Here is a 21751-nt window from a genome sequence, read left to right as displayed (position 1 = left end):
TTCCGCGGGGCGCTTTCGGCATATGCCTACGGCACTTAAGGCGCCGTTGCGCCCGGGATGACCTGCGATGACGCCCTGCTCTCGGGAGATCACCGAGAGTTCTGGCCAAGGCATGCTTAAGGTGCTCTTAAGGTTCACATAAGCCAGAAGTGAGGGCGGGCGGCGTCAACCGCCCGCCCTCGGGTTCACTGCACCACGACGTTGTCACCGGACGAAGTCGAGGGCCCGGTCGTCGAGTTGCCGTAGTACACCCAGCGCCAGGTGCCGGTCTTGGACGCCGTCACGGTCGTCCTGAGCGTCCCCGCACTGTCCGCGTAGACCTTCTTCACGGTGGTGTACGAGGTGGCTCCCGCGGCCTTGAACTGCAGGCTGACGTGGCGGCCGCCGTAGTTGGCGTACTTGTTGGTGTCCCAGTTGGCGCGCGTGACCTTACCGCTGACGGTGATGGTCTTGCCCTTGGTCGCCGGCTCCGGGGAGGCGTTGACGGTGAGGCGGGAGTTGCGCTTGACGTAGACGGTGAGGCCCTCGTCGTCGGTGTCGCCGCCACCGCCCTCGAAGTACACAGTGGCCTTGACCTTCCAGGCGCCTGCCTCCGAGTTCCGCATGTCCCACTCGCTCGGGTTGAAGTACATCCACTCGTTGAAATCGCAGATGCTCGAGCTCACCCTGATGCATTCGGTGGTCTCGATGGCGTGATACAGCTCCTCCCCCGACGTGCGGTAAAGGATTACCTGCGGCGCCCACTTCCACTTGCGAGTGGTCTCCATCCGGAAGGAGGCGGTCGCCGTGACCTCCTTCGACACCCCGATCACGATCGGCTTGCCGCCGTTCACCTTGACCCGGCTGAACGCGACGTCACCCTCGGCCGCTCCGGCCGGCACCGCGGCCACTGCCGTGAACACCGCGGTCGCACCGGCGGCCACAGCCGCTCTCCAGACCTTCTTCCCCACCCTGATCCCCATCTCGTACGAGGGCATGAATGCCGACAGGCGCCGGATGTACGCCGGCGCCTGTCAGACGTACGAGATCCACAGGGAGTTGTAAGCCCATGGATCACGGTTCGGGCTCAGACGAACTTCGCCTTCCCCGGCCCCTCCTCCACAAAGCTGCGCATCCCGCGCTCGCGGTCCTCCGTGGCGAACAGGGCGGAGAACCAGGTGCGTTCGATGGCCAGGCCCGTGTCGATGTCCGCCTCCAGGCCGCGGTCGATCGACTCCTTCGCGGCGCGCAGCGCGATCGCCGGGCCCTGGGCGAGCTTCGCGGCCCAGGTGTGCGCCTGCTCGTAGACCTCGGCGGCGGGCACCACGCGGTCGACCAGGCCCAGTTGGAGCGCCTCGTCGGACTTGACCATACGGCCGGTGAAGATCAGGTCCTTGGCGCGCGAGGGACCGATCAGGCGCGACAGACGCTGGGTGCCGCCGGCGCCGGGGATCAGGCCGAGCAGTATTTCGGGCTGGCCGAGCTTGGCGCTGTCGGCGGCGATGCGGTAGTCGGCGCAGAGGGCCAGCTCGCAGCCGCCGCCGAGCGCATAGCCGGTGACGGCGGCGACGACGGGCTTGGGGATACGGGCGACGGCGGTGAACGCGTCCTGCAGGTCGCGGGCACGAAGGACCATCGCGGTGTGGTCCATCGCCTGCATCTCCTTGATGTCCGCACCGGCCGCGAACACCTTCTCGCCGCCGTAGAGGACGACGGCCCGGATGTCGTCACGGGCGGTCACCTCCTCGGCGACCACCTTGAGGCGGTCCTGGAGGGCGACGTCGAGTGCGTTCATCGGCGGGCGGTCGAGACGGATGGTGCCGACGCCTGCGGTGACTTCGAGATGGAGGGTCATGTACGGAGGTTAGCGGCCGTTCACGCACGGGGGCCCGGTGCTGTTGGTCACAGCACCGGGCCCTCGTTCAGGTCAGGAGCGGGCGGTCACTTCTCCCACTTGTCCCACGCCAGGTTCCAGGCGTTGAGGCCGTTGAACCAGGAGATGGTGTCGTCCTTCGAGTTCTTGATCGTGACGACGTCGCCGATCATCGACTGGTCGTAGAACCAGGCGGCCGGGGTCTTGCCGTCGTAGCCGCCGCGGACGTCGCGGATGCCGACGCAGCCGTGGCTGACGTTGGCGGAGCCGAAGGTGGACGACGAGGCCCAGTAGTTGCCGTGTATGAAGGTGCCCGAGGCGGACAGGCGCATCGCGTGCGGCACGTCCTTGATGTCGTACTCGCCCTCGCCCTCGGAATTCGTGAAGCCGACCGTGGCGCCGTTCATCCGGGTCACCTTGTGCTTCTCGGTGATGACCATCTGGCCGTTCCACGAGGGGGTGGCCGGGGCGCCGGTGGTGATCGGGATGGTCTTGAGGAGCTTGCCGTCCCGCTCGACCTTCATCGTCTTGGACTTCGCGTCGACCGTGGAGACCTGGCTGCGGCCGATGGTGAAGGTGATCGACTTGGCCTGCGAGCCGTACACGTCGGGCCGGCCCTCGACACCGTCGAGGTTGAGCTCGACGGTGACCTTGGTGCCGGGCTTCCAGTACTCCTCGGGACGGAAGTCGAGGCGGTCGTTGCCATGCCACTTGTGGCGGATCTCCACGGCGGGTTCGGCGGTGACCTCGATGGCGTTCTCTACGGCGTCGGGGTTGGTGATGCCGCGGGTGAAGTTCAGCGAGACCGGCATGCCGACACCGACCGTGTCACCGTCCTCGGGCGTGTGGTGCCCGACGAAGGTGTTCTTCGGGGTGAGCGTCGTGAAGGTGATGTCCTTCGCGGACGCGCGGCCCTCGGAGTCCTTGGCCGTGGCGTGCACCTTGTACTTGGTGGAGGCCGCGAGGTGACTGGCCGGCTTCCAGCTGGCGCCGTCCTTGGCTATCTCGCCGGGGATCGCCTTGCCCTTGGTGTCCTCGACCTTGACCTCGGTCAGCTTGCCCTTGTCGGCGGTGATCTTCAGGGCGCCGCTGGTGGCCACGTTCTTGGCGCCGTCCTTGGGGGCTATGTCGACCACGGCCACCGAAGGCGTGTTGGCCTTCGCCTTGTCGGAGCCGCCCTTGGCCTTGTCCTTGTCGCCGCTGTCGTCGCCACCGCCGCCTCCGCAGGCCGTGACCGCGAGCAGCAGTGCGCCCGTGATCAGGGCCAGGCCGGTCCTGCCGCGGTGTCGTCGTGCATCAACCGATGCCCCCGATATCGGTCGCCCGTTCACCTGTCGCTCTCCCCTCGCATGGCCTGGTCAGGCCCGCTCCCCTGGATGCGCTCGCTGTTTGTCGCGCGTCCTATGCGCAAGGGTTATCACACGAGCTCGGGGGCTCGCTCCCCCGGGTTGTCACTGTTCCGTCCCAAGTGGTTCGGGCCCCAACTGCCGGGGCGGGGTGGGGGTTTCTTTTCCCCACCCCGCCCCTTCCCGAAACTGAGGGCTTCGCCCCCGGGCCCCCGCATCCGAACTTCGTTCGGATCTGCTCAATCGCCGCAGGGGCTGGATCGGCCGCAGCGGCTCAATGTGGCACCTTGCCCTGGCCCTGGGGGCGGTGGGCCAGAGCCGAGCCCTTCTTCCAGTCCTGCCAGGACAGGTTCCAGCCGCCCAGGCCGTTGTCCGGTGCGACTGTTTTGTCCTTGGAGCCGGTGACCTCGACGACGTCGCCGATCAGGGAGCGGTCGAAGAACCATCCCGCGGGTGTCTCCGCGCTGCCGCCCTTGACGTCGCGCAGGCCGACGCAGCCGTGGCTGACGTTGTCGCGGCCGAAGGTGGACGACGGGGCCCAGTAGTTGCCGTGCAGGAAGGTGCCCGACGTGGTGAGGCGGATGGCGTGCGGCACGTCCTTGATGTCGTACTCGCCCTTGCCGTCGGAGTCCGTGAAGCCCACGGTCGCGCCGTTCATGCGCGTCACCTCGAGCATCTCGGTGATCACCATTTTGCCGTTGTACGTGGTGGTCTTGGGCGCTCCCGCGGTGATCGGCACCTTGGACAGGAGCTCACCGTCGCGGTGCACCTCCATCGTGTGCTCCGCCGCGTCCACGAGGGAGACCTGGCTGCGGCCGACCGTGAAGGCGAAGGTCTTGTGCTGGAGCCCGTAGATGCCGGGCGCCGCCTCGACATCCCGTAGATGCAGATCGACCGTGACCTTCGTGCCGGGCTTCCAGTACTCGCGCGGACGGAAGTCCAGGCGGTCGGTGCCGAACCAGTGCCCGACGATCTCGGTGGGCGGCTGGGCCGTCACCTTCACCGCACGCTCGACGGCCGCCCGGTTCTCGACCTCGCGGTTGAAGTCAAGGGAGACGATCATGCCGGTGCCGACGGTGGAACGGTTCTCCGGTTTCACGTACGCCACGAAGCGCTCATCGGGCACGTACGTGGTGAAGCTCGTGTGCCGGGCCGAGCGGCGGCCGTGGCCGTCGAGCGCGACCGCGTCCACCTCGTACTTCGCGGCCAGCGAGAGCCGGGGGTCGTCCGGGGTCCAGCGCAGCCCGTCCGGGGAGATCCGGCCGGGCACCGGGAACTCCTGCGCGTCCTGGTACTTGACCACCTTCACGGTCTCCAGGCGCCCGCTGGGCACCTTCACCTCGATGCCCTCCTCGGGCCGTACTCCCCGCTCACCGTGGCCCGGACTCACCCGGATCGGCTCGGTTTCGCCCTTGCCGAGCATCTCGTCGAGCCGGAAGCCGTCCGACGAGCATCCGGAGAGCAGACCCATGGCGATCACTGCGACGGCCAGAAGGGTCCTGACCCGGCCGGCGCCCCTGTCGTTTTGTCTCACGTTGTCCCCAACGACGCGCCCCCTCCTGGGGAAACGTGAGTGCGGGGCCGGTTGGGGGCACAAGTGGGGGGAGACAGCGAGGACCGTACGCACGGGGAGCCGCGGCCGGGACGCCGTACCCCTCCGGACGGCCTCGCTCTGAGTACCGCTGAGCCGCGGGAGGCTGACAGGTGTCGAGGGCACCCGAGCAAGAGGCACAGCACGAGGCACGGCAAGGGGCACGGCAGGAGTCGGCGGAGAGGACGACGCGGGCGGACGAGCTGCTCGGGGGCGCCGCGGTACGCGGGGCCGCACGGCGCGGGCGGGAGAGCCCGCTGCCCACGCGGGCGGTGTGGCCGGGGGCGCCGACGCCGCTCGGCGCGCGTTTCCGGGTCGGTCCCGACGGGGCGGCCGGCACCAACTTCGCGCTGTGGGCAGGCGGTGCGGAGTCGGTGGAGCTGTGTCTCTTCGACGAGCAGGGGCGCGAGACGAGGTGCCCGCTGACCGAGCTGACCCATGAGATCTGGCACGGCTTCGTGCCGGGTGTCGAGCCGGGACAGCGCTACGGCTATCGCGTGCACGGGCGCTGGGACCCGTGGACGGGTGCGCGCTGGAATCCGGCGAAGCTGCTTCTCGATCCGTACGCGCGGGCCGTGGACGGCGACTACGGGACGTACGGCAGGGCTCCCGAGGTGTACGGGCATGTGCGGGACTGGCCCGAGCAGCACATCGCGGACACGGTGCGCGACGACCGGGATTCGGCGCCGTTCGTGCCCAAGGGCATCGTGGTCCACGACGACGGTCCGGACGAATGGGCCGAGGATCGGCGGCCGAAGACGCCCTGGGCGGATTCGGTGATCTACGAACTGCATGTGAAGGGCTTCACCCGACTCCATCCGGGAATTCCGGAGGAATTGCGCGGCACCTACGCGGGGCTCGGGCATCCGGCCGCGATCGACCATCTCGTACGGCTCGGGGTGACGGCGGTCGAGTTGCTGCCGGTGCACCAGTTCGCGCATGAGGACCATCTGCTCAAGCGGGATCTGAGGAATTACTGGGGTTACAACTCGATCGGGTATTTCGCGCCCCACGCGGGATATGCGGCGGGCGCGACGACGGGTGCGCAGGTCGGCGAGTTCAAGGAGATGGTCAGGTCTCTGCACGACGCCGGGATCGAGGTCATTCTCGACGTGGTCTACAACCACACGGCGGAAGCGGGCGAGTTGGGGCCCACGCTGTCGCTGCGCGGGATCGACAACCGGGGCTACTACCGGCTGCAGAGCGATACGCGCCGGTATGCGGACTACACCGGCTGCGGGAACACCCTGCATGTCGTGCAGCCGCACGTGCTGCGGCTGATCACCGATTCGCTGCGGTACTGGGTGACGGAAATGGGCGTGGACGGATTCCGTTTCGATCTGGCCGCCGCGCTCGCCCGCTCCTTTCACGATGTCGACATGCTCTCTCCGTTCCTCGCGGTGATAGCCCAGGATCCGGTCCTTCGGCGCGTGAAACTCATCGCCGAGCCCTGGGACGTGGGGTCGGGCGGATATCAGGTGGGGTCCTTTCCCCCGCTGTGGACGGAATGGAACGACCGTTACCGCGGTGCCGTACGGGATTTCTGGCGGGGTGCGCTGCCGGACGTACGGGATCTGGGGTACCGGCTCTCGGGGTCGAGCGATCTGTACGCGTGGGGCGGGCGCAGGCCGTACGCGTCGGTCAACTTCATCACCGCGCACGACGGGTTCACGCTGCGGGACCTGGTGTCGTACGAGCGCAAGCACAACGAGGCCAACGGCGAGGGCAACCGGGACGGCACCGACGACAACCGGGCCTGGAACTGCGGGGTGGAGGGCGAGAGCGACGACGAGCGGATCCAGGCACTCAGGCGCCGGCAGCTGCGGAACCTGCTCACCACGCTGCTGCTTTCGACCGGAGTGCCGATGCTGGTCGCGGGCGATGAGCTGGGGCGGACGCAGGGCGGCAACAACAACGCGTACTGCCAGGACAACGAGACCAGCTGGGTGGACTGGTCGCTGCTCGAACAGCCGGGCTGGAAGGCCCTGTTCGAGCTGACCTCGCGGCTGATCCGGCTGCGGCACGAGCATCCGGTGCTCCGCCGGCGCTCGTTCTTCTCGGGGCGTGCGCACTCGGCGGACGGGCTGCGGGATCTGGCCTGGTTCACGGCGCACGGCGCGGAGATGACGGAACGGGACTGGTACGCGCCGGCGGCGACGCTCGGCATGTACCTCTCCGGCCGCGACATCCCGGGCCGCGACGCCCGCGGGGCACCGGTCACGGACGACAGCTTCCTGGTGGTTCTGCACGCCGGCGACCGCCCGGTCAGCTTCACTCTGCCGGGACCGCCGTGGGCCACGTCGTACGAACTGGTCCTGGACACCACGAGCGAGGACCAGGCCCGGGCGCCTGCCACCCTGCACGCGGCGGGGACGGTGGTGACGGTGGCGGCGCGGTGTGTGCTGCTGTACCGGGTGGCGGACTGAGGGGGCCGGGAATACCGCGGTCGCAGATCAGCCGAGGATGCCGCGTTCGTACCCTGTTGCGACCGCGGCCGCTCGGTCCTTGACGCCCAGCTTGGCGTACAGGTGGGTGAGATGGGTCTTGACCGTGGCCTCGCTGATGAAGAGTTCGCGGGCGATCTCGCGGTTCGACGTGCCGCGGGCGACCAGGATCAGGACCTCGCGTTCGCGGGCGCTGAGCGGGGTTTCGCCGGGGGTCGGGGCCGGGGTGCGGACCCGGGAGACCAGGCGTGAGGCGACGGCCGGCGAGAGGACCGTGCGGCCCTCGGCGGCGGCGCGTACGGCCGTGAACAGCTCGTCGCGCGGGGCGTCCTTGAGGAGGTAGCCGGTCGCGCCCGCCTCGATCGCGGGGAGTGTGTCGGAGTCCGTGTCGTACGTGGTGAGGACGAGGACCTTGGCCCGCGCGCCGGTCCGTGCGAGCTCGGCGATCGCGGCCACTCCCCCGCCGCCCGGCATCCGCAGATCCATCAGGACGACATCCGGGTCGAGTCGGTTCGTGAGCGCCACGGCCTCCTCGCCGGTCGAGGCCTCGCCGAGCACCTCGAAGCCCGGCGCCGACTGGAACATGCCGCGCAGGCCGTCCCGTACGACGGGGTGGTCGTCCACGATGAGCAGCGTGATGGCCGCGTCAGAGCTGGTCATGGTGGTCCAACGGTACGGGACGATCTTGGGTGCGGACGAGGGGTTCTTCGTGTGCGCGCGACCTTGCGGTCGCCTCGCGTACGCCCGGCTGAGCGGACTCCTCGCGTGCGCCCGGCTGAGCGGACTCCTCGCGTACGCGCGGTTGAGCGGTCTCCTTGCGGACCAGCGGAACGCGCGCCGAGACCGCCGTGCCGAAACCGGGCTCGGACTCGATCTCCACGGTGCCCGCGACGCGTTCGGCCCGTGCGCGCATCCCGTCGACGCCGAAGCCGCCCGAGCCCGAGCGCTGCGGTACCGCGAGCGGGTCGAAGCCGGTGCCGTCGTCGCGTACGTCGAGGGCCACTTCGTCGTCCATGTACGAGAGCGTCACGCCGATACGGGTCGCCGCCGCGTGCCGTGCCGTGTTGGACAGGGCCTCCTGCGCGATCCGTACGAGGGTGCCCTCGATCTCGTCGTGCAGGGGCTCGGCGGTGCCGGTGACGGTGAACTCGGCCCGCACACCCGTCCTCGCGGACCACTCCGCGACGGTCTCCTTCAGGGCTTCGGCCAGACCCTGGTCCCGCAGCGCGGCCGGACCGAGGTTGTGCACCGAGCGGCGGGCCTCGCCGAGACTGGAGCGCGCCAAGTCCGCGGCGCGGCCCAGGTGTTCGCGGGCCAGGTCCCGGTCGTCGGTGTTCGCGACGACCTGGAGCTGGGCGATGATGCCGGTCAGGCCCTGCGCGATGGTGTCGTGGATCTCGGCGGCGAGCCGGCGGCGCTCGTCGGCGACGCCCGCCTCCCGTGCCTGGACGAGGAGTTGGGCGTGCAGCGCGGCGTTCTCGTCCAGGGCCTGCTGGAGCTTCGCGTTGGTCTGCTCCAGCTCGGCGATGGTGGCGCGCTGCACGTTCGTACGCTGCTGCTCGTACGTGTTGAGCCGGGCGAACACCCAGAAGAGCGAGACATGCACCGCGAGGATCGCGCCGAACAGCAGCCAGCGCGGGCCGTTCGGCGGCGGGAAACCGCCCGACTGCGAACCCGCGATGGTGATCGCGCTGGCGAACAGGCCCAGCGTGACCCAGCGCTGCGGCAGCAGACGCTCCGCACCGAAGTAACCGAGGGCCGCGTAGAAGGCCGCGAACGGGTTCAGCCAGGACAGGGTGAAGGCGAGCGCCCAGCGGATCGCGTAATACACGGAGCCGGCCGGGGTGGGCACGGTGTGGCCGCGGCCCATGCGGTACCACCACAGCTCCAGGAGCAGGGCGGCCGCGCTGAGCCCTCCGGCCGCCCAGCGCTCGCCGGCCGTCGGCAGGAGCTGGTTCGCGGTGCCGAGGACGAGCACCAAGGTGACGCCGAGGAGGACGAACGGGCCCCAGCGCAGGAGGTATTCCCAGCGCTCCTCGACCTTGTCGTGCGCGGCCGCCGCGTCCAGAGGCGTCACCGAAGGGTCCGGCCCTTTTGTGGAATGCCGGACGATCGCGTCGTACCAGGTGCCGCGCATGTCCTCAGTCTCGTGCACCGGCCGGGATCCTTCACGGTCGCCCGTCGTTCCCACCCGTCACTCCCAGCGGAACCAGCGGCCCGCCGCGGCCGTGAGGACCACCGCCCACAGGGCGAGGACGCCGAGGTGGGACCAGCTCGGCCAGTCGCCGGCCGCGGCCTCGCCCAGGGCCTGGGCGGCGGCGCCGAACGGGAGCAGCTCCATGATCCGCGCGAGCACGTCGGGCATGGTCTGCACCGGCATCCACAGACCGGCGCTGAACATCATCGGGAAGAAGGCCGCTGCGCCCACGGCGTTGGCGGCCTTGGACGTTCGGGAGACGGCGGAAAGCAGGGCGCCGAGCGCGAGGGCCGCGGCGACGGAGAGGACGAGGGCCACCCCGTATCCGAAGAGCTGCTCGGGGAGCGCCACGTCGAAGACGAGCAGTCCGACGAGGACCGAGAGGACCGCGGAGACCAGGGCCGCGGCGCCGTGCAGCGCCATCTGCGCGATGAGCACCGAGCGGGGGCGCACGGGCGTGGTGGACATCCGGCGCAGGATGCCGCGCTCGCGGTAGCCGGTGATCACCGGGGGCATGGCCTGCAGGCAGGCCATCAGGAGGGCGGTGAGGATCGCGATCGGTACGTAGACGTCGACGAGCCGCAGCCCGGGGACGGCCTCGCCGACCTCGCGGAACGTGGGGATGGAACCGAGGATCACAAACAGCGCGGTCGGGAAGACCATGATCCAGAAGATCGAGCCGGGTTCGCGGCGGAAGAGGGTGAACTCCGCCTTGAGGACGGCTGCGGTGGCCGGAGACAGGGGGCGGGTGAGAGTGAGCGTGCTCATGCCGGGACTCCCTTGGCGGCCGAAGGTGCGGCGGAGGTTTCCGTCAGGTCCAGGAACGCGTCGTCCAACGTCGCGTCGGATACGCGGAGTTGGTGGGCGGTGATGCGATGGCGGGCGAGCAGGGTGATCACGGCGTTGACGGTCTCGTCGGTGCCGTTCACCGTGAGCCGACCGTCCCGTGCGTCGGTGGCGGTCGATGCGGCGCCCGGGAGTCCGGCCAGGTCGGCCGGGTCGAGGGGACGCGAGGGCGTGAAGGAGATGACCGTCGAGCCCGCGGTGCGGCGGATCAGACCCGAGGGGGTGTCGAGTGCGGCCAGGCGCCCGCGGTCGATCACGGCGATCCGGTCGCACAGGCGCTGGGCCTCCTCCATGAAGTGCGTGACCAGGAGGACCGTGACGCCCGAGGCGCGGATCTCCTCGATCAGCCGCCAGGTGTCGCGCCGGGCGCGCGGGTCGAGCCCGGTGGTCAGCTCGTCGAGCACCACGACCCTGGGGCCCCCGATCAGGGCGAGCGCGATGGACAGACGCTGCTTCTGGCCACCGCTGAGCTTGGCGAAACGGGTGGTGAGCTTGTCCGTGAGGCCGAGGCGTTCGGCGAGTGCGCGCCAGTCGGCGGGGCGGTCGTAGAAGGCGCTGTAGAGCTCGAGGGCCTCGCGCACGGTGAGCTTGGCCTGCAGCTCGCTCTCCTGGAGCTGGGTGCCGAGGATGCGGGTGACCTCGTCGTGGTCGGCGACGGGGTCGAGGCCCGCGACGCGCACCTTGCCGGCGTCGGGGGCGCGCAGGCCCGCGATGCACTCCACGGTGGTGGTCTTGCCGGCTCCGTTGGGTCCGAGGATGCCGAAGATCTCGCCTTCCTCGACGGTGAAGCCCACGCCGTCGACGGCGGGGCGGCCCGAGTAGGCCTTGCGCAGGTCTGCGACTTCGATGACGGTCATGGCTTCACGGTCCCGCCCGCGGGACCCGCGCCGCATCGGCGATCGCGCTCGATCCGGCATCAACCGATCGGTTGATGGGGTCCTCCGAGTGGCTGCCGGAGAGCTGCCGGACAGCAGTCGGCCGGCTGCCGACCGGTGGTCCTACGCCCCGTCGTACGACCAAAAACCGATAACGGTTTGTCAGTGGCGAAGCCTAATCTCACTACTGATGCCCACTACATCTGCCGCCACGTCCGCCGCCACCGCAGACCCGCCCAAACGCTCCGCCGTCCGCTCCCTGCTGAGACTGTGGCCGTATGTCCGGCCGATCCGAACCCGTCTGTTCTCGGCGGCATTTGTGGCGATTGTCGCGTCCTGCGTGGGGCTCGTCATCCCGCTCGTCCTGAAATGGATGGTGGACGGTCCGGTCGCCGGCCGCGACCCCGGCGGGGTGTGGCTGGGTGCGCTGTATCTGCTGCTGCTCGGGCTCGCCGAGGCGGGTCTGTTCGGGCTGCGGCGCTGGCTCGTGGCGCGTCCGCTCGCGAGCGTCGAGGCCTCTATGCGGGCGGATCTGTTCCGGCATCTGCAGCGGCTGCCGATCGCCTTCCACGACAAGTGGGCCTCGGGGCAGCTGCTTTCGCGCGGGACGACGGATCTGATGCTGCTCAGGATGTTCCTGGCGTTCCCGCTGACGTTCCTCCTGGTCAACGGGGTGACGATCCTCGTCGGCATGATCATTCTCCTGGCGCAGGAGTGGACGCTCGGGCTCGTCCTGCTCGCTCCCGTCGTGCCGATGGTGATCGTCTGCTCGCTCTTCGAGCGGCGGTACGCGGCGGTGGCGCGGCGGGCGCAGGACCAGGTGGGCGATCTGACCACGGTGGTCGAGGAGAGCGTGCTCGGCGTCCGGATCATCAAGGGCTTCGGGCGGCACCGTTCGCAGGCCCGCGCCTTCCACGAGCTGGCGCACCGGCTGCGCGGCACCGAGCTGGGCAAGGCGAAGCTGCTCGCGGCGATCTGGGCCGTGATCGTGCTGCTGCCCGAGCTCACCATCGGGGCGGCCCTGGTGCTCGGCACGGTGCAGGTCGCGGACGGCGCGCTCTCGGCGGGGACGCTGGTGCTCTTCCTGTCCACCGCGCTCGCGCTGCGCTGGCCGGTGGAGTCGATCGGCTTCCTGCTCGCGATGAGCCAGGAGGCGGCGACGGCGACCGAGCGGTACTTCGAGGTGCTCGACGCGGAGCCGGAGTCTTCGGACGCGGCTGCGCCGGGCAAGCCGTCGGATGTGGTGGCCCTGGGCAAGCCGTCGGACGCGGCAGCCCTGGACAAGCCACCTACCGGCTCCCTGAGCACCGGACTCCGTTTCGAGGGCGTCGAGTTCAGGTATCCGGACGCCGCGCCCGACGCACCGCCCGCGCTCGCCCGTATCGATCTGCACATACGCCCCGGCGAGACGATGGCCCTCGTCGGCGCGACCGGCAGCGGCAAGACCACGCTGACCGCGCTCGTGCCCCGGCTGCACGAAACGACCGGCGGCCGGATCACGCTGGACGGCGAGGACATCACCGCGATGCCGCGCGAGCGGCTGCGGGAGCTGGTGGCGGTGGCCTTCGAGGAGCCGACGCTGTTCTCGGCGAGCGTGGGCGAGAACGTCCTGATGGGCGCCGAGCACGCCACCGCGGACGATCTGCGCCGCGCGCTCGCCGTCGCCCAGGCCGACTTCGTGCACGCCCTGCCGCACGGCACCCACACCCAGGTCGGCGAACAGGGCCTGAGCCTGTCCGGCGGCCAGCGCCAGCGTCTCGCGCTGGCGCGTGCGGTGGTGGGCAAACCGCGCTTCCTCGTCCTCGACGACCCGCTGTCCGCGCTCGACGTGCACACCGAGGCGCTGGTCGAGGCGGCGCTGCGCGAGGTGCTCGCCGGGACCACCGCCCTGGTCGTCGCGCACCGTCCGTCGACCGTGCTGCTCGCGGACCGGGTGGCGCTCCTGTCCGGCGGACGGATCACGGCGGTGGGCACCCATCAGGAACTGCTGCGGGACAACGCGGAGTACGCGTGGCTGATGTCGGGGGCCGACGAGACGGTCGACGGTCTCTCGTACGTGAAGGAGGACCGTTGACCACCACCGTGGACAAGCCGGCCGATGCCGCCGCGCGGCAGCAGGCCGACGATCCCTTCGCCCAGGACACCCTGCCCGCGGCCGAGGGCGCGACGGGTGCGCTGCTGCGTTCGCTGCTCGCACCGCTCAGGGCGCGGGTCGTGCTCACCGCCCTCCTGCTGCTGCTCCAGCAGGCGGCGGTGCAGGCGGGACCGCTGCTCGTGGCCTTCGCGATCGACCGCGGTGTACCGGCGCTGCGCCGCGGCGACCACGGCCCGCTGATCGCGGTCGCCGCCGCGTACGCGGTGTGCTCGCTGGGCTCGGCGGCGCTCCAGTACGCCTTCATCCGCTCCTCGGCCCGGGTCAACCAGGACGTGCTGCTCGATCTGCGCGGCCGGATCTTCCGCCATGCGCAGGCCCTGTCGGTCGACTTCCATGAGCGCTACACCTCGGGCCGCCTGATCTCCCGCTCCACCACCGATGTGGAGTCCCTGCGCGAACTGCTCAGCGAGGGCCTGCAGGAGCTCATCACCGTCATCCTCTCCTTCGTCTACATCGCGGCGATGCTGCTCTGGCTCGACCTGGGGCTCGGCGGTGTGGCGGTGGCGTCCTTCGTGCCGCTGTATCTCCTGATCCGCCTCTACCAGCGGCGGGCGGGCCGGATCTTCCGCCGCCGGTCGACCACGATCGCCGCGGTGATCGTGAAGTTCGCGGAGACGATGAACGGGATCAGGCCGGTACGGGCGTTCCGCCGCGAGCAGGCCAACGACGAGGAGTTCGCGGTCCTCAACCACCGCCACGAGCGCACCAACGGCGACGCGATGCTGGAGATGGCGCGCTATGTGGTCGGTTCCCGCCTGGTCGCCAACACCGCGGTCGCGGGCATCGTCCTGTGGGGCGCTTACCGGGTGGCGGGCGGCGGGCTCGCGCTCGGCGTGCTCGCGGCCTGCGTGCTGTATCTGCGGCGGCTCTACGACCCGATCGACCGGCTCGGGATGTTCCTCAACTCGTACCAGTCGGCGGCGGCATCGCTGGAGAAGATCGCGGGTCTGCTCGCCCAGACACCGTCCGTCCCCGAGCCGTCCGAGCCGCGCACGCTGCCCGTACGGAGGTCCGAACTCCCGGGCCGTACGGTCACGTTCGAGTCGGTGAGCTTCGGCTACCGCACCGGGGGCGAGGTCCTGCCGCGCTTCGACCTCACGCTGCCCGCGGGGCAGACGGTCGCGGTCGTCGGCTCGACGGGCGCCGGCAAGTCCACGCTCGCGAAGCTGCTCGCCCGGTTCTACGACCCTTCGCGGGGCCGGGTCCTGCTCGACGGCGTCGACCTGCGCGAGCTCGCGGTGCCCGAGCTGCGGCGCGGGGTCGTGATGGTCACCCAGGAGGCCTTCCTGTTCTCGGGCACGATCGCCGAGAACATCGCGATCGGCCGTCCCGAGGCCACCCGCGAGGAGATCGAGGGGGCGGCGAAGGCCATCGGCGCCCATGAGTTCATCGTGGCGCTCCCCGACGGCTACGACACGGATGTCCGTAAGCGCGGCGGCCGGATCTCCGCAGGTCAGCGCCAACTGGTCGCGTTCGCCCGGGCGTTGCTCGCCGACCCCGCGGTCCTGATCCTCGACGAGGCGACCAGCTCGCTCGACGTACCGGGCGAACGGGCCGTCCAGGAGGCGATGCGGACGGTCCTGCACGGCCGTACGGCGGTGGTCATCGCCCACCGCCTGTCGACGGTCGCCATCGCGGACCGGGTGCTCGTGATGGAATCCGGCCGGGTGGTCGAGGACGGGCCACCGGACGAACTGATCGCGGGAACGGGCCGGTTCTCGGATCTGCACCGGGCCTGGCGGGACAGTCTGGTGGGCTGACCGGTGCGCTGAGCAAACGCTTGCACCCTTGTGGCGGCGGCGGCACGCGGGTGCGTACCGCCGCCGTCGCGCTGCCGCGGCACACCTCGCGTACGCCTTCCGTATTCCGAACAGCCACCCCCGGACAACGGACCGTTTCCGGCCAACCTGTTGACGCGCTCCTGACAGCGGGTCGGCGCTCCTGCCACTCTTCACCTCGGTCGGCTCACGGTGTCCCACACGGCACTCGTGACCCGGTCATGCACCCCCACGCACCCGCACGTACCTCGCTCTGCCTGTTCTGAACCGGTCGGTTACCCAGCCGTCCGGTGGTCCGGCCGTGACCACGGCCCGCAGAAGGAGTCAGTGTTGAGATCCACCTCCCACATACGCACCACCCGTCGTCGTGCGACCGCCGTCGGCGCCCTGCTCTCCGCCGCCGCGCTGCTCACCGTCGGCATCCAGTCGGGCGCCGCGAGCGCGGACGTCCCGGCCGCCCCGGTGGCCGGACAGGCCGACCCGGGCGCCCTGCCCGCCAAGCTCTCGCCGGCGCAGCGCGCCGAGCTGCTGCGCGAGGCGAACGCCACCAAGGCCGAGACCGCCAAGGACCTCGGGCTCGGCGCCAAGGAGAAGCTCGTCGTCCGTGATGTCGTCCAGGACCGGGACGGCACCACGCACACCCGCTACGAGCGCACCTATGACGGACTGCCCGTCCTCGGCGGCGACTTGGTGGTCGCGGCGACCTCGGGCGAGACCGAGACGGTCACCAAGGCGTCGAACGCGAAGCTGACCGGCGTGGACACCACCGCCGAGATCGCCGCGTCCGCCGCCGAGGAGCAGGCGGTGGACGCCGCGCGGGCCGAGGGCTCGAAGAAAACCGCCGCGGACAAGGCGCCGCGCAAGGTCGTGTGGATGGCGAGCGGCTCCCCCACCCTCGCCTACGAGACCGTGGTCGGCGGACTCCAGCACGACGGGACGCCCAACGAGCTGCACGTGGTCACCGACGCCGCCACCGGCGCGAAGCTCTACGAGTGGCAGGCCGTGCAGAACGAGGGCACCGGCAACACGATGTACGGCGGCCAAGTCCCCCTCGGCACCACGCAGTCGGGCAGCAGCTACAACCTCACCGACGGCGCACGCGGCGGCCACAAGACGTACAACCTCAACCGCGGCACGTCCGGCACCGGCACCCTCTTCTCGGGCGCGGACGACGTGTGGGGCGACGGCACTCCGCAGAACCTGGAGACCGCGGGCGCCGACGCGCACTACGGGGCCGCGCTGACCTGGGACTACTACAAGAACGTGCACGGCCGCAGCGGTATCCGCGGTGACGGCGCGGCCGCGTACACGCGGGTCCACTACGGCAACGCGTACGTCAACGCCTTCTGGCAGGACAGCTGCTTCTGCATGACGTACGGCGACGGCACGGCCAACGCCAAGCCGCTGACCTCGATCGACGTGGCCGCGCACGAGATGACGCACGGCGTCACCTCCAACACCGCGGGCCTGGTCTACAGCGGGGAGTCCGGCGGGCTCAACGAGGCGACCAGCGACATCATGGCGGCGGCCGTGGAGTTCAACGCCAACAACGCCGCCGACAAGGGCGACTACCTCGTCGGCGAGAAGATCGACATCCGGGGCAACGGGACGCCGCTGCGCTACATGGACAAGCCCAGCAAGGACGGCTCGTCCAAGGACGCCTGGTACTCGGGCATCGGCTCGATCGACGTGCACTACTCCTCGGGCCCGGCCAACCACTTCTTCTACCTGCTCTCCGAGGGCAGCGGCGCGAAGACGGTCAACGGCGTGAACTACGACTCGCCGACCTCCGACGGTCTGCCGGTCACCGGCATCGGCCGGGAGAAGGCCGCGCTGATCTGGTTCAAGGCGCTGACCACCAAGTTCGGCTCCAGCACCAACTACGCGGGGGCCCGCACCGGCACGCTCGCGGTGGCGGGTGAGCTGTACGGGACGTCGAGCGCCGAGTACAAGGCGGTGCAGGACGCGTGGGCCGGGGTCAACGTCGGTGCGCGCTCCGGCGGCGGCGGTGGCGGCACCTCGTACGAGAACACCACGGTCGTGGCGATCCCGGACAACGGCGCCGCCGTGACCTCCTCGATCGCCGTGGACAAGACCGGCAACGCGCCGGCCACGCTGCAGGTCGCCGTGAACATCACGCACACCTGGCGCGGTGACCTCGTGGTGGATCTGCTGGCGCCCGACGGCTCCGTCTACAACCTGAAGCCGTTCAGCTCCTCGGACTCGGCGGACAACGTCGTGGCGACGTACACCGTGAACGCCTCCTCCGAAGTGGCCGCCGGTACCTGGAAGTTGCGGGTGCAGGACAAGGCCGCGCAGGACACGGGACGGATCAACAGCTGGAAGCTGACGTTCTAGCAGCGGTTCTGGTCGCCGTGGTCGGCTGACGCTCCGGTCGCCCTGGGCGGCCGGTGCCGAGTCGCCGTCACCGGCTGACGTTCCGGCCGCTGTCGGCGGTGGCCGGATCCGGAGCCCCGGGCCCTCCTCTTGCGGAGGCCCGGGGCTTCGTGTGTGCGTGTGTGTGCGGGTGCGAGTGCGAGTGCGCCAACTGTCGTACGGCTCACATCGATCGGCCGGGGCGCGCGGAACACGCATCGTGCACCATGCACGCATGACGTCCACCGAGAACCTCACGATCGCTCCGTACGTCACCGGCTACCCCGGGGTGGCCTTCGGCGGGTATGTCGCCGGGCTGCTCGCCGCGCGGGCCGACGCCAAGGAGGTGCGCGTGGACTTCCGGGCCGCGGTGCCCGTGGCGACCGGGCTCGTGATCGCGGACGGGCCGGACGGCGAGGTGGCGATACGGGACGGGGCGGGCGCGGGGCTCGCGGTGGCGGTCCCCGCCGAGGTGGGCGTCGAGGCGCCCGAGCCGCCCACGTGGGACGAGGCGGAGCGGGCCGCGGACCGCCAACTGGCCTCCCTGCGCCGCAATCCGCCCCCGATCCCCGACTGCTACGGCTGCGGCCCGGACGTGCTGCCCGGCCGCGGTCTGAAGCTCCTTCCGGGCCGCGTCGAGAGCCGCCCCGAGCTGCTCGCCGGAGCCTGGGTGCCGGACCGGGAGCTTGCGGGACCCGACGGCACGCTGCCGCCCGAGATCGTGTGGTCCGCGCTCGACTGTCCCGGCGGCTGGGTGGGCATGCGGATCGGGCGGATGCCGGAGGGCGCGGTGACGGCACGTCTGACGGGGACCCAGCCACTTCCCGTACGGGCGGGTGAACGCCATGTCTCGTACGCCTGGCTGCTGCACCGCGAGGGCCGCAAGACGACGGTGGGCGTGGCGCTCGCGACGGCGGAGGGCGAACTGTGCGCGCTGGGCGAGGCGTTGTGGATCTCGCCCCGGGAGCACACGGCCGGCTGAGCGGGGCGATCCGGAGCGGGCGGCGGCGGGCCACGTGCGCGGGGCTCCCGAGGCCGGCGGCCGGATGAACCGGTGACACCGCGGAAAGCGGACGCCGCACGGTGATGCTTACCGCATAGGTGTGCGCCGCGTAACGGAGGGAGCACATCGGGCCACGGACGAAATCCGGCCACCCCCCGATGAGGCGTACTGGCATGGACGCATCAGCGCTGCCACTCTGCGATCGCGCGCAGCAGCCAAGCACCCGCAGCGTCGCACTTCCCCCGAGGCCCGGGCGGTCCCCCATGCCGCCCGGGCCTCCTCGTACGTCCGACCGCCCCGAGCCGGTGAGCGGCGTGGCCCGCGACGCCGCTCACCGGGGTGATCAGCGCATCAGGACCCCCGCCCCCTCCCCCGTCAGCTCCGACGGCAGGGCCACCAGGCCGAGTTCGCGGGCCGAGGCGAGCAGGCGGTGCGAGGGCAGGATGCGGACCGTGTAGCCGAAGGGGCCCGTGCGGTCGAGGGCGAGGGGGCCCTCGTAGATCCAGCGGCCCTCAAGGTCCGGGCCGCCCGCGGGCTTCAGGGGCGTGGCGACCGCGTCCGTGAGCGTGTCGTCGGAGTCGACGCGGCCCGTCACGGACTGCACCTCGACGTCGTCCGGCTGGAGTTCGCCCAGCTGGACGCGGACCCGCAGCGCGACCGTCGCGCCGAGCTCGGCCGTGGAGCCGGCCGCCGCGGACTCCACATGATCGACCGCGACATGGGGCCAGGCCGAACGGATCCGGCCTTTCCACACGGCGAGTTCGCGCGCCGCCGCGAAGTCCAGGACGCGCTGCGCCTGCGCGGCGGGCGCGTACAGCTTCGCCACGTAGTCGCGCACCATGCGCCCCGCGAGCACCCGCGGCCCGAGCGAGGTCAGCGTACGGCGGACCATCTCGATCCAGCGGTCGGGCAGGCCCTGCGGCCCCCGGTCGTAGAAGCGGGGCGCGATCCGCTGCTCCAACAGGTCGTACAGCGCCGCCGCTTCGAGCGCGTCACGCCGGTCCTCGTCCGTGGCCGCGCCGTCCGCGGTCGGGATCGCCCAGCCGAAGTCCGGCTCGTACCACTCGTCCCACCAGCCGTCGAGGACCGACAGATTCAGGCAGCCGTTCAGCGCCGCCTTCATCCCGCTGGTGCCGCAGGCTTCGAGTGGCCGGAGCGGGTTGTTGAGCCACACGTCGCAGCCCGGGTACAGCTTCTGCGCCATCGCCATCCCGTAATCGGGCAGGAAGACGATGCGATGACGTACGCGCGGGTCGTCGGCGAACCTGACCAGCTCCTGGATCAGCCGCTTCCCGCCGTCGTCCGCCGGGTGCGCCTTGCCCGCGACGACGATCTGGATCGGCCGCTCGGGGTGCGTGAGCAGGTCCATCAGACGGTCGCGGTCCCGCAGCATCAGGGTGAGACGCTTGTACGAGGGCACGCGGCGCGCGAAGCCGATGGTGAGCACATCGGGGTCCAACACCCCGTCGATCCAGCCGAGTTCGGCCGTCCCCGCGCCGCGCTGGCGCCAGGACGCGCGCAGCCGGGCCCGCACCTCGTCCACCAGGTGCGAGCGAAGGACCCGCCGCAGCTCCCAGATCGTGTCGTCCGGGATCTCGGCCACCGCGTCCCAGCGGTCCGAGCCCCCGATGGTGAGCGCGTCCTCGGTGCGCCGCTCCCCGATCTGCCGCGCGCCGAGCCGGAACACCTCGGGCGCCACCCAGGTCGGGGCGTGCACCCCGTTGGTCACCGAGGTGATCGGCACCTCCTCGGGGTCGAAGCCCGGCCAGAGCCCGGAGAACATCTCGCGGCTGACCTTGCCGTGCAGCGTGGAGACCCCGTTGGCGCGGGCGGCGAGCCGCAGGCCCATGACCGCCATGTTGAACAGGTTCGCCTCGCCGCCCGGGTACGTCTCCATGCCTAGGCCGAGGATCCGCTCCACGTCGATCCCTGGCAGTTCGGCACCCGGACCGAAGTGCCGCGCGACCAGCTCGCGGTCGAAGCGGTCGATGCCGGCGGGCACGGGCGTGTGCGTGGTGAAGACCGTGCCGGCCCGCACCGCTTCGAGTGCGGCGTCGAAGTCCAGCCCCTGTTCGGCCAGTTCGGCGATCCGCTCCAGGCCGAGGAAGCCCGCGTGCCCCTCGTTCGTATGGAAGACCTCGGGCTCCGCATGAGCGGTGAGCCGGCAGTACGTGCGCACCGCGCGCACTCCGCCGATCCCGAGCAGCATCTCCTGGAGCAGCCGGTGCTCGCTGCCGCCGCCGTACAGGCGGTCGGTCACATCGCGCTCGCCGAGATCGTTCTCCTCGACGTCGGAGTCGAGCAGGAGCAGCGGTACGCGGCCGACCTGGGCCTGCCAGATGTGGGCGCGCAGCTGCCTGCCGTGCGGGAGTGCGAGGGCCACATGGCTGGGCGTGCCGTCGGGCTCCTTGAGCAGGGTGAGCGGCAGCTCGTTGGGGTCGAGCACGGGGTAGTGCTCCTGCTGCCAGCCGTCGCGCGAGAGGGACTGCCGGAAGTAGCCGTGCCGGTAGAGCAGACCGACGCCGATGAGCGGGACGCCGAGGTCGCTCGCGGCCTTGAGGTGGTCGCCGGCGAGGATGCCGAGGCCGCCGGAGTACTGCGGAAGGGCGGCGGTGATCCCGAACTCCGGTGAGAAGTAGGCGATTCCGGCCGGCAGCTCGGCGCCCGACTGCTCCTGGTACCAGCGCTCTCCGCTCATGTACTCCCGCAGATCGTCGGCCGCGGCCCGCAGCCGCTCCAGAAAGCCTTCGTCGGCGGCGAGTTCATCGAGCCGCGAGGGCGGCACGGTGCCGAGCAGGTGCACGGGGTCCCCGTCCCAGCGTCCTGGGTCGACGGATTCGAAGAGTTCTCTGGTGCCCGCATGCCAGGACCAGCGTAGATTGCGGGCGAGTTCGGTGAGCGGACCGAGCGGTTCGGGCAGTACGGGACGCACGGTGAATCGACGAATAGCCTTCACGGTTCCACCTTCGCAGGGGGCCAACGCGCCGCGGGGACCCACGCCTTCGTACGTCCCCCTCGTCGCCTTCGACGGTAGCGGCGCCGGGGGCTCCCATCCATGGGGCGTGGAGGGGCACTGGGGGCGCTCGTCCGTGACGGGCGGCAGCCGGTGGGGCGGGCGTCCCCGGCCGCGCGGCTGCCCGGAAATGGCCAGGACCGAGCGCAACCCTTCACAATCCGCACACCTCGCCCACGCCCGATATGGCCTGTTCCGCCCGGAGGTACGGGTTGTTCCCCTTCGCGGTGCGCGGGAGGCTGCCAAGTGTCGCCGGGGTCCGGACGGGGAGCGGG

Annotated in this window: 14 protein-coding genes; 5 read left to right on the top strand and 9 right to left on the bottom strand. The window is 70.7% G+C overall.

Annotation, left to right across the window (positions count from 1 at the left end; genetic code table 11):
* Positions 1-185: 185 nt before the first annotated feature.
* From H9Y04_RS02595 to H9Y04_RS02580, 4 genes are all read right to left on the bottom strand, one after another.
* Positions 186-950 (bottom strand): hypothetical protein, encoded by a 765-nt coding sequence (locus tag H9Y04_RS02595; protein ID WP_187812125.1) that lies wholly within the window; start codon positions 948-950, stop codon positions 186-188.
* A gap of 116 nt (positions 951-1066) precedes the next feature.
* A complete protein-coding gene (locus H9Y04_RS02590; RefSeq protein WP_187811985.1) occupies positions 1067-1834 on the bottom strand; it encodes an enoyl-CoA hydratase/isomerase family protein in 768 nt (255 codons plus the stop codon).
* An 86-nt stretch (positions 1835-1920) separates the two neighbouring features.
* A complete protein-coding gene (locus H9Y04_RS02585; protein ID WP_187811984.1) occupies positions 1921-3183 on the bottom strand; it encodes a L,D-transpeptidase in 1263 nt (420 codons plus the stop codon).
* 289 nt (positions 3184-3472) lie between these two features.
* The gene (locus tag H9Y04_RS02580; RefSeq protein WP_438818063.1) at positions 3473-4732 is read right to left on the bottom strand and encodes a L,D-transpeptidase; all 1260 of its coding nucleotides are present in this window, start codon (positions 4730-4732) and stop codon (positions 3473-3475) included.
* A gap of 170 nt (positions 4733-4902) precedes the next feature.
* Here H9Y04_RS02580 and glgX point away from each other — a divergent pair, with 170 nt between their 5' ends.
* Positions 4903-7215 (top strand): glycogen debranching protein GlgX, encoded by a 2313-nt coding sequence (gene glgX / locus H9Y04_RS02575; RefSeq protein WP_187811983.1) that lies wholly within the window; start codon positions 4903-4905, stop codon positions 7213-7215.
* A 27-nt stretch (positions 7216-7242) separates the two neighbouring features.
* On the opposite strand, the gene H9Y04_RS02570 is transcribed toward glgX, so the two are convergent.
* Genes H9Y04_RS02570 through H9Y04_RS02555 form a run of 4 tightly spaced genes read right to left on the bottom strand, consistent with a single transcriptional unit; the run spans position 7243 to position 11133 of the window.
* Positions 7243-7893: a response regulator gene (locus H9Y04_RS02570; RefSeq protein WP_187811982.1), complete on the bottom strand. Its 651-nt coding sequence runs from the start codon at positions 7891-7893 to the stop codon at positions 7243-7245.
* On the bottom strand, positions 7880-9370 hold the full coding sequence (locus H9Y04_RS02565) for a histidine kinase (protein ID WP_187812123.1): 1491 nt from the start codon (positions 9368-9370) through the stop codon (positions 7880-7882). The genes H9Y04_RS02570 and H9Y04_RS02565 overlap by 14 nt, the downstream gene beginning before the upstream one ends.
* A 57-nt stretch (positions 9371-9427) precedes the next feature.
* On the bottom strand, positions 9428-10198 hold the full coding sequence (locus H9Y04_RS02560; protein ID WP_187811981.1) for an ABC transporter permease: 771 nt from the start codon (positions 10196-10198) through the stop codon (positions 9428-9430).
* The gene (locus H9Y04_RS02555) at positions 10195-11133 is read right to left on the bottom strand and encodes an ABC transporter ATP-binding protein (protein ID WP_187811980.1); all 939 of its coding nucleotides are present in this window, start codon (positions 11131-11133) and stop codon (positions 10195-10197) included. Before H9Y04_RS02555 ends, H9Y04_RS02560 begins: the two co-directional genes overlap by 4 nt.
* 208 nt (positions 11134-11341) lie before the next feature.
* Here H9Y04_RS02555 and H9Y04_RS02550 point away from each other — a divergent pair, with 208 nt between their 5' ends.
* From H9Y04_RS02550 to H9Y04_RS02535, 4 genes are all read left to right on the top strand, one after another.
* Positions 11342-13225: an ABC transporter ATP-binding protein gene (locus H9Y04_RS02550; RefSeq protein ID WP_187811979.1), complete on the top strand. Its 1884-nt coding sequence runs from the start codon at positions 11342-11344 to the stop codon at positions 13223-13225.
* Positions 13222-15066: an ABC transporter ATP-binding protein gene (locus H9Y04_RS02545; RefSeq protein WP_187811978.1), complete on the top strand. Its 1845-nt coding sequence runs from the start codon at positions 13222-13224 to the stop codon at positions 15064-15066. The genes H9Y04_RS02550 and H9Y04_RS02545 overlap by 4 nt, the downstream gene beginning before the upstream one ends.
* Positions 15067-15432: 366 nt before the next feature.
* On the top strand, positions 15433-17442 hold the full coding sequence (locus H9Y04_RS02540; protein ID WP_187812122.1) for a M4 family metallopeptidase: 2010 nt from the start codon (positions 15433-15435) through the stop codon (positions 17440-17442).
* Positions 17443-17695: 253 nt separating this feature from the next.
* On the top strand, positions 17696-18442 hold the full coding sequence (locus H9Y04_RS02535) for a hypothetical protein (protein ID WP_187811977.1): 747 nt from the start codon (positions 17696-17698) through the stop codon (positions 18440-18442).
* Between the two features lie 364 nt (positions 18443-18806).
* On the opposite strand, the gene H9Y04_RS02530 is transcribed toward H9Y04_RS02535, so the two are convergent.
* Positions 18807-21419, bottom strand: a complete 2613-nt coding sequence (locus H9Y04_RS02530; RefSeq protein ID WP_187811976.1) for a glycosyltransferase family 1 protein — start codon at positions 21417-21419, stop codon at positions 18807-18809.
* Between the last annotated feature and the right edge of the window lie 332 nt (positions 21420-21751).

Origin of the sequence: Streptomyces polyasparticus (assembly GCF_014493765.1) — a bacterium.
In the GTDB taxonomy this organism is placed as follows: domain Bacteria; phylum Actinomycetota; class Actinomycetes; order Streptomycetales; family Streptomycetaceae; genus Streptomyces; species Streptomyces polyasparticus.
The sequence above is the reverse complement of the archived record's forward strand: the minus strand, read 5'-3'. Positions and strand labels throughout refer to the sequence as shown.